Below are 248 nucleotides of genomic sequence, written 5' to 3' on the forward strand. Positions count from 1 at the left end.
GCGCCCCACGCGATGACGGCCTTGGCGTCGGCGCTCACGCGCTTGAGCTTTTCGACGAAGGGCTCGCCGCCGGGGAAGCAGAACATGCCGTCTTCGTTGAGCGGCGGATTGCCTTCCACGGCGACGATGTAGTTGCCCTTGTACTTCGTGCGGATGTCTTCGAGGATCGCCTCGGCCTGGTGGCCGGCGGCGGCCATGATCGTGTCGTCGTAGTCGAGCGGGATCATGGAGAGAATCGCGTCCTTCGC

General features: G+C 64.9%; 1 pseudogene. It reads right to left on the minus strand.

The features are described from left to right. A pseudogene (locus SB786_RS37210) lies at positions 1–248 on the minus strand (uptake hydrogenase small subunit); the annotation flags it as partial.

Source organism: Burkholderia sp. SIMBA_062 (assembly GCF_046534765.1).
GTDB classification, from domain to species: Bacteria; Pseudomonadota; Gammaproteobacteria; order Burkholderiales; family Burkholderiaceae; genus Burkholderia; species Burkholderia ambifaria.